Origin of the sequence: Pararhodospirillum photometricum DSM 122 (assembly GCF_000284415.1) — a bacterium.
In the GTDB taxonomy this organism is placed as follows: Bacteria; Pseudomonadota; Alphaproteobacteria; order Rhodospirillales; family Rhodospirillaceae; genus Pararhodospirillum; species Pararhodospirillum photometricum.
Genome location: NC_017059.1, coordinates 1,112,986 through 1,126,092 on the forward strand (window position 1 = coordinate 1,112,986; position 13,107 = coordinate 1,126,092).

General features: G+C 66.3%; 10 protein-coding genes. 6 read left to right on the forward strand and 4 right to left on the reverse strand.

Annotated features, from left to right (window positions below; all coding sequences use genetic code 11):
• The first annotated feature begins 235 nt into the window (after positions 1-235).
• The 3 genes from RSPPHO_RS04860 to RSPPHO_RS04870 are packed head-to-tail and all read left to right on the forward strand — an operon-like array spanning position 236 to position 2,458.
• Positions 236-1,237: a transporter substrate-binding domain-containing protein gene (locus RSPPHO_RS04860; protein ID WP_157879092.1), complete on the forward strand. Its 1,002-nt coding sequence runs from the start codon at positions 236-238 to the stop codon at positions 1,235-1,237.
• Positions 1,238-1,259: 22 nt separating this feature from the next.
• Entirely contained in the window at positions 1,260-1,625 is a 366-nt protein-coding gene (locus RSPPHO_RS17580; protein ID WP_051013679.1) for a thioesterase family protein, read from the forward strand.
• On the forward strand, positions 1,622-2,458 hold the full coding sequence (locus RSPPHO_RS04870; protein WP_041794304.1) for an SDR family oxidoreductase: 837 nt from the start codon (positions 1,622-1,624) through the stop codon (positions 2,456-2,458). Before RSPPHO_RS17580 ends, RSPPHO_RS04870 begins: the two co-directional genes overlap by 4 nt.
• Before the next feature lie 287 nt (positions 2,459-2,745).
• On the opposite strand, the gene RSPPHO_RS04875 is transcribed toward RSPPHO_RS04870, so the two are convergent.
• The gene (locus tag RSPPHO_RS04875) at positions 2,746-3,150 is read right to left on the reverse strand and encodes a MerR family transcriptional regulator (RefSeq protein WP_041794306.1); all 405 of its coding nucleotides are present in this window, start codon (positions 3,148-3,150) and stop codon (positions 2,746-2,748) included.
• Between the two features lie 75 nt (positions 3,151-3,225).
• Between RSPPHO_RS04875 and RSPPHO_RS04880 the strand changes: the two genes are divergently transcribed.
• The 3 genes from RSPPHO_RS04880 to corA all read left to right on the forward strand — a co-directional run bounded on the left by RSPPHO_RS04880 (position 3,226) and on the right by corA (position 7,250).
• A complete protein-coding gene (locus RSPPHO_RS04880; RefSeq protein ID WP_014414157.1) occupies positions 3,226-5,511 on the forward strand; it encodes a heavy metal translocating P-type ATPase in 2,286 nt (761 codons plus the stop codon).
• Positions 5,512-5,660: 149 nt separating this feature from the next.
• Positions 5,661-6,239 carry a YqaA family protein gene (locus RSPPHO_RS04885; protein ID WP_014414158.1) on the forward strand — a complete coding sequence of 193 codons (579 nt, stop codon included), beginning with the start codon at positions 5,661-5,663 and terminating at the stop codon, positions 6,237-6,239.
• A gap of 6 nt (positions 6,240-6,245) precedes the next feature.
• On the forward strand, positions 6,246-7,250 hold the full coding sequence (gene corA / locus RSPPHO_RS04890) for a magnesium/cobalt transporter CorA (protein WP_014414159.1): 1,005 nt from the start codon (positions 6,246-6,248) through the stop codon (positions 7,248-7,250).
• A gap of 59 nt (positions 7,251-7,309) precedes the next feature.
• On the opposite strand, the gene RSPPHO_RS04895 is transcribed toward corA, so the two are convergent.
• The 3 genes from RSPPHO_RS04895 to RSPPHO_RS04905 all read right to left on the reverse strand — a co-directional run bounded on the left by RSPPHO_RS04895 (position 7,310) and on the right by RSPPHO_RS04905 (position 12,941).
• Positions 7,310-8,653, reverse strand: a complete 1,344-nt coding sequence (locus RSPPHO_RS04895; protein ID WP_041794309.1) for a GH1 family beta-glucosidase — start codon at positions 8,651-8,653, stop codon at positions 7,310-7,312.
• A 174-nt stretch (positions 8,654-8,827) separates the two neighbouring features.
• Positions 8,828-10,741, reverse strand: coding sequence for an ABC transporter ATP-binding protein/permease (locus RSPPHO_RS04900; protein ID WP_051013681.1), 1,914 nt, complete (start codon positions 10,739-10,741; stop codon positions 8,828-8,830).
• Between the two features lie 151 nt (positions 10,742-10,892).
• Positions 10,893-12,941: a methyl-accepting chemotaxis protein gene (locus tag RSPPHO_RS04905; protein WP_051013684.1), complete on the reverse strand. Its 2,049-nt coding sequence runs from the start codon at positions 12,939-12,941 to the stop codon at positions 10,893-10,895.
• Between the last annotated feature and the right edge of the window lie 166 nt (positions 12,942-13,107).

A 13,107-nucleotide genomic window follows, 5' to 3' on the forward strand; every position in this document is an offset into this window, starting at 1 on the left:
CTGTTGGCGCGCCGGGTGGTATCATGAGAGGGGAAGTCTGAGGATGGTCGGGCAGGTCGGGCTTCCTCGCCCCCTCGGCACGGGGAGGGACCCCCTCCACCGTAAAGCCGGGGGCGGGCGGGTGTGGTCGATCTCTGTCTTAAAGCAAACGTGGGAAGAGGAGCGTGGTATGCGGGGGGACCGGCCGAAGGGGCAGGGGGGGAGGGCAGGCCTCAGATTCGCAGGGGGGCTCGTCGTGAGCCTCTTGCTGGCGACCGGGGCGCTGGCCCAGGAGCGTTCCCCCACGGTGGGCCGGATCAAGGAGCGGGGCGAGGTGACCTGCGGTGTCAGCCCCAACCTGCCGGGCATGAGTGCGGTCGATCCCCGGGGCGAGTGGGGGGGGCTGGATGTCTCCTATTGCCGCGCCCTCGCCGCCGCCGTGCTCGCCGATGCCACCCGGGTGCGCTTTGTCCCGCTGGCGACCACCGCGCGCTTCGATGCCTTGGCCCAGGGCGATGTGGACGTTCTCAGCCGGGCCACAACGTGGACCTTGTCGCGCGATGCCGGGCGGGGCTTGACAATGGTGGGAGTCTCTCTCCACGACGGGCAGCGCCTGTTGTTTTGGAACGATGTGGCCGGCGCCGACCTGGGGGCCATGCCCTCGGGCACCCGGATCTGTGCCTTGCAAGGCACCACGTCGTTCGTCGTCCTCAAGGAGGTGGTGGAAAGCCGGGCTCTGCCTTTGGTGATCAAAACCTATCTGTCGCCCGATGAAGCCCGGAGCGCCCTTTTTTCCCACGCCTGCGACGGGTTCACCGACGATGGTGTGGCTCTCGCTGCGGTTCTTTTGGCCGAGGCGCCCCGGCCTCAGGATTTTCGGCTGTTGCCCGAGGTGCTCTCGCAAGAGCCGCTGGGCCCCGTGGTGCGTGATGATGACCCTGCTTGGTTCGACATCGCCCGCTGGACCTTGTTTGCCTTGATCCAGGCCGAGGCCTGGGATCTGCATCGGGCCACCGTCCAGGTCGCGCTTACCCAGCCGCAAGATCCCATGCGCCGGCGCTTCCTGGGCCTGGATCCCGGGGTGGGAGCGCCTTTGGGCCTTGATGACCAGTGGGTCCGGCGGATTGTGACCCAGGTCGGCAGTTACCGCGATGTCTATGAGACCTCCCTCGGCGCCTTGAGCCCGCTTAAGCTGCCGCGCGGGCCCAATGCCTTGGTGAAAGATGGCGGCCTCTTGTGGGCGCCGTCCTTTCGGTGATTGAGGAGAAAAGGCCGGGGAGGTGCTGCCCCCCGGACCCCGGCCTGTGGCGCGCCGTGGTCAAGGAACGCTGGTCGCCGGTGCTGGGGGCTGCATTGTCCAGTTTCGTCGGCCCCTGCGCCCGTTCCAGCGCTTTGTCCTCAAGAGCCGCATGCTCTCCTGGGACGACAAGTGGGTGTATATCGACCACCGCGTGGAGTCCGAGGGCGCGCTGGTCTGTTATGCCATGGTGCGCGGTGCCTTCGTCGGCCGGGGTGGGGTGATCCCGCCGGCCGAGGTCGTGGCCCGTACCGCCTTTACCGGTCCCACGCCGCCGTTGCCCCCTTGGGCCCAGGCGTGGCCCACCGCCGACACGGCCCCCCGTCCCTTGCTGCGCGAGGCGTCATGACCACGCTGAAAAACAAGACCCTGTTTATTACCGGCGCCAGTCGGGGTATCGGCAAGGCGATCGCCCTGCGCGCCGCCCGCGATGGCGCCAACATCGTGATCGCCGCCAAAACCGACCAGCCCCATCCTAAACTGCCCGGCACCATCCACGAGGCTGCCGCCGAGATCGTCGCGGCGGGCGGGCAGGCCCTGGCGCTGGCCGTGGACATTCGCGACGAAGGGGCGGTGGCCGAGGCGGCGGCGCGGGCGGCCGCGACCTTCGGCGGTATTGATATTGTGGTCAACAACGCCAGCGCCATCTCGCTGACTCCGACCCCGCAGACGCCCCCCAAGCGCTTCGACCTCATGATGTCGGTCAACGTGCGCGGGACCTATGTCGTGACCCAGGCCTGCCTGCCCTGGCTGGCCAAGGCGCCCAACCCCCATATCCTCACCTTGTCGCCGCCGCCGTCGATCCATCCCCAGTGGTATGGCGGCCATGTCGCCTATACCATCAGCAAGATGGGCATGAGCCTGTGTGTGCTGGGCTGGGCCGAGGAGTTCCGCGACCAGGGGATTGCCGCCAACGCCTTGTGGCCGCGCAGCATCATCGCCACGGCGGCCCTGGCCATGTTGGGCGGGGCCGTGGATCCGGCCCGCTGCCGGACCCCGGAGATCGTCGCCGACGCCGCTCATGCCATTCTGACCCGGCCGGCTCGGGGCTGCACGGGCAACTTCTTTCTGGATGAGGAGGTGTTGCGCGAGGCGGGGGGTGTTGATTTTACGCGCTATGCGGTTGATCCGGGGCAGCGGTTGTTGCCCGATCTCTTTGTTCCGGGGCTGGAGGAAGGGTAAGGAAGGTTGGGGAGGCGCGGCCTCCCCAAGCCCCTCGATGCCTGGGGGCATGTATGGTGTGCATGTACCCCATGCCTTTCGTCGGCTTGTTTTCCCCTCCAGGTCGTGTCATGACGATCTTGGGGRTTCAAGAGGCGTGAGGGATAATAAACCGGGGCTTAAAAGTCCCCAACCAAAGGACCCGCCGGCCCCCGAGGCGGGGAGGGAGCTATAGGGAGACGGGCTCCTTCCCCTGACAGAACGAGGGGTCTGGGGAGGCCGCGCCTCCCCGGCCTTGTTTTTTGGCATTACGGCCCGTGCTCGGCGATCGCCTCCAGGGCCGGACATTGCTCAACCTTGTTATAGGGACAATCGGGACTGACGCGCTCGATCTCGGCGCGCATGGCCTGGAGCTTGGCGATTTTGGCGTCGATGGCGGCGATATGGCCGCGCACGATGCCATGGGCCGAGTGACAGGGGCCGCCCGGGTGGTCGGTGAGCGCCAGCAATCCGCGGATGGACTCGATATCAAACCCCAGATCGCGGGCATGGCGAATAAAGCGCAGCCGCGTGACGTGGGGCGGACCATAAAGCCGGCGGTTGCTTTCGCTGCGTGGCGGCGGGGGCAGCAGGCCGATTTCCTCGTAATAGCGGATCGTCGGAATTTTGGTGTCGGTCGCTTCCGCCAGCCGGCCAATGGTGATCAGGCTCATGGCGTTTTTCCCTCTTGATCCTCTAGCCGCTAGAGCTTGTAGCGTTCCTGGCCTGGGGTAAAGCCCAAAAAGGGGATGACGGCAATGGATGCGATCGAGGCGATGGAACACCTGGGCGAAACCCGCTTCAGGGTCGAGGGCATGGACTGTGGCGGCTGCGCTGGCAAGATTGAACAGGCCCTGACGCGTGTTCCCGGGGTGAGCGAGGTGTCGGCCTCGGTGTTGAGCGGTGTGGTGCGGGTGGTGCACGGCCCCACCGCCAGCGTCGCCGAGATGCTTCGGCGGATCGGCGCGTTGGGCTTTACCGTGGTGGAGTCCCCGGCCCTGGCGGGAGGGGGCTGTGGCTGTGGCGGGGCCCATGGGGGCGCCTCGTCCTCGGCGTGCCATGATCACGACCACGACCATGATCACGACCACGACCACGACCACGATCATGCCACGTGTAAGAGTGGCTCACCCCCTCATGTGCACGAGCACGCTCACGGCCATTCCCACGGCGGTGCTTTTGAGAGCAGCGGTCCGTGGTGGAAAAGTGCGCAAGGGCGCTTGATCCTGGGAGCCGGGGGGGCGGTGGCCCTGGCCTATCTGGTGGGCACGCTGGTTCCGGCCGTTGAGCGCCCGGCGTTTATCCTGGCGGCGCTGGTCGGTTTGGTGCCAGTGGCGCGTCAGGCCTGGGCGGCGGCGCGCACGGGCACGGTCTTTTCCATTGAGGGCCTGATGACCTTGTCGGCCACCGGCGCCATTTTTATTGGCGCGGAAGCCGAGGCGGCGGCGGTGGTCTTTCTGTTTTTGATTGGCGAGGCGCTGGAAGGGCTGGCGGCAGGGCGGGCGCGGGCCGGGATTCGGGCCATGGCCGACCTGTTGCCGGGGCAAGCCTATCGTGAGGGGGCGCAAGGGGACGTGGTCGAGGTGGACGCCGCCAGCCTACGGCGCGACGACATTATCGTGGTGCGCCCCGGCGACCGCCTGCCGGCCGACGGGGTGGTGCTGGCGGGTGAGAGCAGCGTGAACGAAGCGCCGGTGACGGGCGAGAGCGTGCCCCGCGCCAAGTGTGTGGGCGAGGATGTGTTCGCCGGCACCATTAATGGCGAGGGCGTGCTGCGGGTACGGGTCACCGCCGACCCGTCCGACAACACGATTGCCCGCATTGTGCGCCTCGTCGAAGAGGCCCAGGAGAGCAAGGCACCGATTGACCGGTTCATTGATCGCTTTGCCCGCGCCTATACCCCCGGGGTGGTAGCGTTTGCCGCGGTGGTGGCTGTGCTGCCGCCCTTGCTGGGGGGCGAGCCCTGGGGCGACTGGATTTACAAAGCGCTGGCTATTTTGTTGATTGGCTGCCCCTGTGCCCTGGTGATCTCGACCCCGGCGGCCATTGCCTCGGCGCTGTCGGCGGGAGCGCGGCGCGGCCTGCTGATGAAGGGCGGTGCTGTCTTGGAGGCCTTGGGGCGGATCACCACGGTCGCCTTTGACAAGACCGGTACCCTGACCCGGGGCGTTCCCCGCGTGACCGACGTGGGGGGCGAGGCGGAGGTCCTGCGCGACGCCGCGGCGCTGAGTGTTGGTTCCAGCCATCCCCTGGCCCGCGCCATTTTGGACCACGCCGCTGCCCAGGGCGTGACCCCGGAGGCCGCCGCCGCCGTGCAGGCTCTCCCCGGACGCGGGGTCATGGGAGACGTGGGCAAGCAGCGGCTGTTCTTGGGGGCGCCGCAGGCGGTGGCCGATCGGCTGGATCTCGAAATGCGCGAGGTGTTGGCCCGGTTGGGGCGCGAAGGCAAGACCGTGTCGGTGGTGGCCGATGACCAGCGGGTGCGCGGCTGGGTGGCCCTGCGCGACGAGCCCCGCCCCGATCTGGAAGAAGGCGTGAACGCCTTGCGGAGTTTGGGGGTGGGGATGGTCGTGCTGACCGGCGACCAGAGCATTGCCGCCCGCGCCCTGGCCCAGCCCTTGGGTCTGGAGGTGATGGCCGAGTTGCTGCCCGAGGACAAGGTGCGGCTGGTGCGCGAGCGGCAGGCGCGGGGCGAGCGGGTGCTGGTGGTCGGCGATGGCATCAACGACGCCCCGGCCCTGGCGGCGGCCCATGTGGGCTTGGCCATGGGCGGCGGGACCGACGTGGCCTTGGAGACCGCCGATGGCGCCAGCCTGCATGCCCGGGTCTCCGATGTCGCCGCCATGATCCGGCTGTCGCGCCGGACTCTGGCGATCATTCGCCAGAATGTCGCGATCGCGCTGGGCCTCAAGGCGGCGTTCCTGGTGACCACCCTTCTGGGCGTGACCGGCTTGTGGCCGGCGGTGATCGCGGATAGTGGCGCGACGGTGCTGGTCACGGCCAACGCCCTGCGCTTGCTGCGCTCCCAGCCCTAAAAAAAGGAAGGCCGGGGAGGCGTGGCCTCCCCAGACCCCTCGATCTGTCTTGGAAAAGCGGTTTCCCCATTTCGGCTCTCGCTCTAAAGTGCCGCCCGCTGGCGCGATCTTGGTGATGGGCATCGGATCGGCCCTGGGGAAATGCTCGGATGCTTGAAAAAACTTATCGGTATATCCTGAACAAGTCAGACACGCGGGCCGCGCCGTGGTGGCTGGCGGCCGTGGCTTTTGCCGAAAGCAGCGTCTTTCCCCTGCCGCCCGATATCTTGCTCATTCCCATGATTTTGGCACGTCGTGACCGCTGGCTGTTTCTGTGCCTGCTGGCGAGCGCGTCGTCGGTGTTGGGGGGGCTTTTGGGCTATGCGATTGGGTATTTTTTGTTCGAGACCATTGGGGTCTGGGTTATCAATTTTTACGGCCTTGAGGAGTCGTTCCACACCTTTAAAGAAATGTTTCACGAGTGGGGGACCTGGATTCTCCTGCTCAAAGGGGCAACGCCGGTGCCCTACAAGCTGCTGACCATTACCGCTGGGGCCGTTGAACTGCCGTTGTTGACCTTCGTCCTGGCTTCGCTGGCGTCACGCTTGATGCGGTTCTTGGTGGTGGGCGTCTTGTTGTTCTACTTTGGCCCGCCGATCCAGACCTTTATCGAAAAGCGCCTAGGCGTGGTCAGTGCCCTCGTGCTGGTGCTGACAATTGGTGGCATCGCCATGGTCAAATTGCTCTGAGGGGCCATGACTGCGACACCGGACTTTGACGATATTYCCCCCGATGGCGTGATCGCTGCTGCCCTCTATGCCGAGGGGCGCCGCGTGGCCGACATCTCGTTGCACGAGGCCGGAACCCTGGCGCGGCGCCCCGGTCATTTTGTCTGGATCGGCTTGCATGACCCCCGGGCCGAGGTCCTGGGGGTGGTGCAGCGTGAGTTCGGCTTGCATGAACTGGCGGTGGAGGACGCCCTCAAAGCTCACCAGCGCCCCAAGATCGAGCTGTATGGCGAAACCGTGTTTTGCGTGTTGCGCCCGGCCTGGATTGATGCGGGACGCTTGGCCTTTGGCGAAACCCACGTGTTTGCGGCGCGCGGCTTTGTCGTGAGCGTGCGCCACGGTCCCTCCGAGGCGTATGGGCCGGTGCGGGCGCGCTGCGAAGCCGTTCCCCATCTTCTGCGCGAGGGGGAAGATTACGTGCTCTATGCCATCATGGACCACGTGGTGGACAGCTACTTTCCCTTGCTGGAAACCCTGGAGAACGAGGTGGAGGTCCTGGAGGCCGACATGCTCCACCGCCCGCCCTCGGTGCAGGAGATCGAGCGCATCCACGTACTGCGCCGCGATCTGGAAAGCCTGCGCCGCACGGCGGTCGCCACCTTGGATATCTGTTCACGCCTGGAGCGCCTTGATCTGCCGATGATCGATCCGGTGATGCGCCCTTACTTTCGCGACGTGCATGACCACGTGATCCGCATCAACGAGTCGATCGAAGCCTTGCGCGAAATGATGCGCTTTGCTTTTGAAGCCAGCCTGATGTTGGCCGCCGGACGCCAAGGCGATGTCACCCGCCGTCTGGCTGCCTGGGCGGCCATCCTGGCGGTGCCCACCGCAATCGCCGGGATCTACGGCATGAACTTCGACCATATGCCAGAACTGCACTGGCGCTGGGGGTACCCCGTGATCATGACCGTGATTGCCGTGGCCTGCGGCTGGCTCTACACCAAATTCCGCCACAACGGCTGGCTGTAATTTTCCTAAAAAAAGAGGGGTCTGGGGAGGCCGCGTCTCCCCAGCCTTTCTTTTTTGGGTTATCTCTCCCCCGCCCGCGTTGCCGCCATCAAGGCCCGGTACCACGCAAACGAGTCCTTGGGCGTGCGCTTGAGGGTCTCGTAATCGACATGGACGAGGCCGAAGCGCTGGGCATAGCCGCTGCCCCACTCGAAATTGTCGAGCAGACACCAGACAAAATACCCCCGGACATCGGCGCCGGCCGCCATAGCCTCGCGCAGGGCGTCTTGATACAGCTTCAGATAGGCAATGCGGTGGGGGTCGTGGACCGCCCCACTGGCATCGGGCGCATCCGTGCCGCCGCCGCACCCATTCTCCGTGATGTACACGGGCAGGCCATAGCGTTGGGTGAGGGTGATCAACTCATCGCGGAACACCTCGGGAAACACCGCCCAGCCGATCTCGGGGTTGACCCGGCCTTCAGGTGCGTCGCCCCAGGCATAGCCCCAGGTCCAGGTTGGGTCGGCGCGGGCGAAAATCGGGCCGTAGTGGTTGAGGCCAAAAAAATCGACGGGGCGGCAGATGCGCGCCATGTCGCCGGCCTGGACATAGGGCTCGATAGCCTGGGCGGTGCGCTCGGGGTAATAGCCCAGGAGTTGCGGGTCGGGAAAGACATCGTTCCAGTGTTCGGACAACAGGGCCGCCGCCTCGCGGTGGATCTCCAACTCGCCCTCGGGGAAGACCTGCTGGCGGTTATGGACCGCGCCAATGACCGCCCCCGGCACCAGGGCGCGTACCACATCGACGCCGGCGCCATGGGCCAAATTGACGTGGTGGATGGCCTTGAGGTGGGCTTGGCGATCGGTGATGCCCGGGGCCGACCAGTCGATGGCAAAGCCGAACATGGTGAAGACGGAAAATTCGTTGAAGGTGATCCAGTGTTTGACCCGATCACCCAGGCGCCGGGCCACCACGGTGGCATAGTCGGCAAACCAGCCGGCGCAGTCGCGGTTGGTCCAGCCCCCGAGGTCTTGGAGGGCTTGGGGCAGGTCCCAGTGGTAGAGGCACAGCCAAGGGGTGATGCCGGCGTCGAGCACGGCATCGGTCAGGCGGTCGTAAAAATCGAGGCCCTTGGGGTTGAGCCGGCCGCGGCCGCGCGGGAAAATCCGCGGCCAAGCCACCGAAAACCGGTAGGCGTCCACGCCGAGCTCGCGCATCAGGGCGATGTCCTCGGGCCAGCGGTGGTAGTGGTCACAGGCCACATCGCCGGTTTCGTCGGTGCCGATCTTGCCGCGCATTAGGCAGCGGGTATCCCAGATGCTGGGACCTCGGCCATCGTCGCGGACCGCGCCTTCGATTTGGTAGGCGGAGGTGGAAACGCCCCAAAGGAAGTCACGGGGCAGGGGAGCAAGCGAGGCGGTCATGGTGGCCTCATGGGCTGAGGAGGGAGCACCCCCCCAAGGGTCCGCCGGACTGCCGCCCGGGCCCGCTTGGGGCGATGCCCCAAACCCCCTTTTTTCCAAAAAAAAGGGGACGGGGCCCGGGGCGGTGGCCCCGTGTCACCAAGTTTTGAGTATACCGCCAAAGGCTTCCGCCGCCTACCCGGTGTAGGAGGGCAGGGACGCGCTGGCCGGGAAGGGGGGCAAGGTGATGACCCGGAAGCTCCCCTTGTCGGTGGGGACGATGCCCAGGCGGTGGTGATCGACGCCGGGGCAGACCGGGCGCTGGCCGACATTGATAACCGTGGCGGGGAGGAGGTGGCGTTCCAGGCGCGGCAAGATGAAGGCCGCTTCGGTCGGGTCGAGGGCCTCAATGGCCTCCTGGATGAAGATCCAATGGGGCCCGGGATCGTGCATGAGAAGACGGGCAAATCCAAGGCGACGTTGTTCGGGGACGCTCAGGGTCTTGTCCAGAATCATCTGGTCGTGCAGGCGGCCAATGAGAGGGGTAAGATTAAGAATTTCCAAGGCTTCATGGGCTCGTTTGACGAGTTTTTCGTTTTCATTTTCCCATTGATCTTGCATCTTGGCGTTTATTTTGACCTGCTGTTCTTTCCAGGGGTCGCGATAGGCCTTGGGATAAATCAGGGTTTCCATGAGGGTTCCGGGGAGGTAGGGCCGCCGGGGGAAGAACAGGACGTGGAGACCCGAAGGGCGGTCTACCACGCCTTGTCCCCAGGGCCACAGCCCGGTCACCACCTTGAACAGCCTGAGAGCGGCGAGGGGATCGCCCGAGAGCAGGACCTTTTCGCCCGGGTGAAGAGTGAGGTTGAACGGCTCGATGATGGTTTCACCATCGGGGCGATCGACCCGGAGCTCGTGAAAGGCCAGGGCGGAGCCGCCATTGCGGATGAGCGTAATCCCTTCTTGTCCCCGGCAACTGACCGGCGATGCGGTGATCTCCAAGGCCTCCTTGAGGGCCAGCACCCGCTCGACCGAGGCCCGCCACTCGGCAACCCGCGCAAGGTTGTCGATGGGCCACGACAAGGCGGCGCTCATTTGCTGGAAGGCCTGGGCCGTTTGCATCAAGGTGCCCAAGGTGATGCTGCCGCTGATATAGCGGGGCGCCACCACCAGGATCGGAAAGACCCCCGAAAGGGTCGAATAGCCCGAGGTAAAGGCGGTGATGTTGCGCAAGGCAGCGGTTTGTCGGCTCCAGGCCTGACCGATGGCCTCGAAAAGCTGGTACAGCCGCCGCCGCTCTCCGGTTTCGCCATCGAGCAAGGCAATGGTCTCGGCGTTTTCCCGGGCGCGGATCAGGCCGAAGCGGAAATTAGCCTCGCGGGTTTGGCGCAGATTGACCGCCCGCACCAGGGGGCGGCCGAGCAGCAAGGCGGCGCTGGTGCCGGTGGCGGCGTAGAGCAGGGCGATCCACACCAAGGATCCCGGCAGCGGGATCGCGAAGCTTCCCAGGTGCACCGTCATCTCGCCCGAGAGCGACCAGAGGATCTGGGTGAAGCTGGCCAGCAGAAGAACGCAATAAAACAGGGAGTGGCACAGGTCCACCGCCGCTTCGGTGCTGATGCGGATGTCCTCGGCAATGCGACCATCCGGGTTGTCTTCCTTGCCTTCCAGTCCGGGCTGATGGCTGACCTCGTACTGCCGCCCGTTATCCATCCAGTGGCGCAGGATTTCCTTGGTGAGCCACTCCCGCCAGCGATAGAGGATTTCTCGCTTGACCCACAGGTGCCCGGCGTTCACCCCCATGGCATAGACCAGCACGCCGCTCAACCACGCGATCAACGACGGCAATTGGGCCACGTTGCGCTGTTCCAGGGTGTCGAACAGCAAGGCGCTCCACTTGTTGATGGCGACCGGGATCAGGACTTGACCCACGGTGAGCACCACGAGGCCTAGGGTCAGGGCCCGGGCCTTGAGGTGGCGGTATTTGTCGGGGGCGCGTTCCGTCAGGGGGCGGGGCTTGTCGGCGAGCCAGAAGGGGCCGGCCAGTTTGAGAAACCGATGCGTGAACGGGGAAAGATCGGGGCGGGGGCAGGCAGGGGCATCGGACATCCTAAGGCCTCGGCTGGGACAAGGGATCGCCAGGATCCCCACCCCCCGATTAAGCACTGGCCGCCGAGCCCCGCCAATCCTGAAAAAACAAGGTCGTTCCCGTCCCCCGAGACCGAGGGGTCTGGGCAAGCCGCGCCTCCCCAGACTTCTCTCAGGCGCTGGCGCGCACGTTCGCCAGGAACTCCTCCACCTCCTGCCCCAAGGCGGTGGTCTGCTGGGCCAGATGGCCGGCGGTGCGGGTCAGGGTGCCCGCCGTCTCGGTGGAGGCCCGCATGGCCTGATCCATGGTCTCCAGGCTGCCGCCCAGGGCGGTCATGACCCCGGCCGCGTCCTCCACGGCCCCGGCAATCCCGGTCATGGCCTCGTGCTGGGTGTCCATGGCCCGGGCCAGGGTGTGGGTGATGGCGTGAACCCGGCTGACCGCGTCGCTGGAGGTGGTGATACCGGCAATGGTGTGACCGATCTCGGCTTGGATCCGCTCGACCTGGGAGACGATCTCGCTGGTGGCGCGGGTGGTCTGGCCGGCCAGGGTTTTGACCTCCCCGGCCACCACCGCGAAGCCCTTGCCCGCCTCGCCAGCCCGCGCCGCCTCGATGGTGGCGTTGAGGGCGAGCAGTTGGGTTTGGCCGGAGATCGCGCCGATCAGGTCCACCACGTGGCCGATGCACGTGGCGGCGTCGGCCAGGGCGTCCACGCGCTGACTGGCTTCGCGGGTTCCTGCATGGGCGGTGTCGATGGCCTGTAACGAGTCGGTCAGGTGGCGGCGCACGGTCGCGGTCGATTCCAGCAAGGTGCCGCTGCTGTCCACCACCTGGGCCATGGTGACGGCCGCGCCCTGGAGAGCGGCGGCCACGGCCAGCCCGGTTTCGCGGGTCCGCGTTGCCTCTTCGGCCATGCGCCGGCTTTCGCCGCACAACTGCGTTGCGGCGGTGTCGAGATCGGTGGCCAGATGGTGGACCGACGCCTCGCAGGTTTCGGCCAGGGTCATCACGGCCTGACGTCGGCTGGCTTCGGCCTGGGCGCGTTGGCGCTGGCGTTCTTCCTGCAAAGCGTGGACCTCGGCGGCGTTGTGTTTGAACACCAGCACGGCAGCGGCCATGCGGCCCAGTTCATCGCGTCGGCCCAGGCCTGGAATCATGACATCGGTGGCGCCGCCGGCCAGGGCGTGCATGGCCGCTTCCATCTGGCGCAGCGGTTGGTAGATCGAGCGCGCCACGCCGCCCGCCGCCAGCAAGAACAGCAGCAATAAGGCGCCGGATCCGCCGAACAGCGCGGCTTGGGTGCGGGCGTGCGCCCGGGCGAAGCCGTCCTCGGCGGCGGCCAGGGCGGTGGCGGACTGCTCGCTCAGGGTTCCCAAGGTGGCGTCGAAGGTTGAAAGGCTGGCCTCTAGCGCCGTCGAGGCTGCCTCGCGGGTTTCCACTGCCTTGATGTAGTCGCCCAGGCTTTTGACATAGCCCGTCAAGGCCGCCGAGAGCTGGCCCGCCGTGCTGGCGTCGAAGGGGCCGCCCATCAGGGCGAAATCGCACTCGGTGGCCGCTTTGCGCAGCCGGCCCAGGGTGTCGGGGCTGGGAGTGATGAAAAACGCCTGCTCGTAGCGCTTGAGTTGGGACAGCTTGCCCATGATGCCGCCGACATTCGGCCATTGAGCCAGTTCCCGCTCGATCTGGTCGATGGGGGCCTTCAGGGCGCCGCGCAGGCCGCTGTCCTCGGTGCGTCCCACCGCCCGGCTGTGGGTGGCAACTTGGGTCATCAGGGCGTCGAAGCCCCGGGCCTCGTCGTGCAGGCGAGGCGGTGGTGTCAAGCCCGAGGTCGCCGCCAGCGGATCCAGCCGTCCCAGGGTCTCGCGGGTACGGGCGCTGAGGCGGGCAAACTCGTCCAGGGCCGCCTGTTCCGCGCTGGCCGGACCATGGACCACGGTGAGGTGGGCCAGCCGCAGGGCCAAGGCGGTACGCCCGACCTCCTGCAATGTCCGATCAAGGTCGCGAAACACCGCCCGGCGTTCCAGCGCCCGGGTGTTCTCGTGCTCGCCCACCAGATGAATCCCCACCGCACCGGCAAATGCCACCAGCCCCAACAGGCCAAGCGCGATGATCCGGGCCGCGATGGGAACGCCGGGCCACGGGAAGGAGGGCCAGTGCAGCCTCCTCCAGGGCCTGTCCTCGACGGGCTGAAGGGCCACCGCGTATGCCATGCCGGTCATGCCTGCTTGTCTCCTGGACGGCCTGAAAGACCTTTTTGTTCCAAGCGGCAGGCGTAGCACGCAGCCTCGGGGATTCCCCGGGACACTTCCGTGAAAAATCCGGTGCGGTTCAGAATAAGGCGCGGAAAAGACACGTAAAAAAGGAGAGAGGGGCCTGGGGAGGCCC

Coding starts and splice junctions, on each gene's coding strand:
- RSPPHO_RS04900 (WP_051013681.1), bottom strand. CDS start 10,741: ATGTCCGATGCCCCTGCCTGCCCCCGCCCCGATCTTTCCCCGTTCACG.
- RSPPHO_RS04895 (WP_041794309.1), bottom strand. CDS start 8,653: ATGACCGCCTCGCTTGCTCCCCTGCCCCGTGACTTCCTTTGGGGCGTT.
- RSPPHO_RS04880 (WP_014414157.1), top strand. CDS start 3,226: ATGACGGCAATGGATGCGATCGAGGCGATGGAACACCTGGGCGAAACC.
- RSPPHO_RS04905 (WP_051013684.1), bottom strand. CDS start 12,941: ATGACCGGCATGGCATACGCGGTGGCCCTTCAGCCCGTCGAGGACAGG.
- RSPPHO_RS04875 (WP_041794306.1), bottom strand. CDS start 3,150: ATGAGCCTGATCACCATTGGCCGGCTGGCGGAAGCGACCGACACCAAA.
- RSPPHO_RS04885 (WP_014414158.1), top strand. CDS start 5,661: ATGCTTGAAAAAACTTATCGGTATATCCTGAACAAGTCAGACACGCGG.
- RSPPHO_RS04870 (WP_041794304.1), top strand. CDS start 1,622: ATGACCACGCTGAAAAACAAGACCCTGTTTATTACCGGCGCCAGTCGG.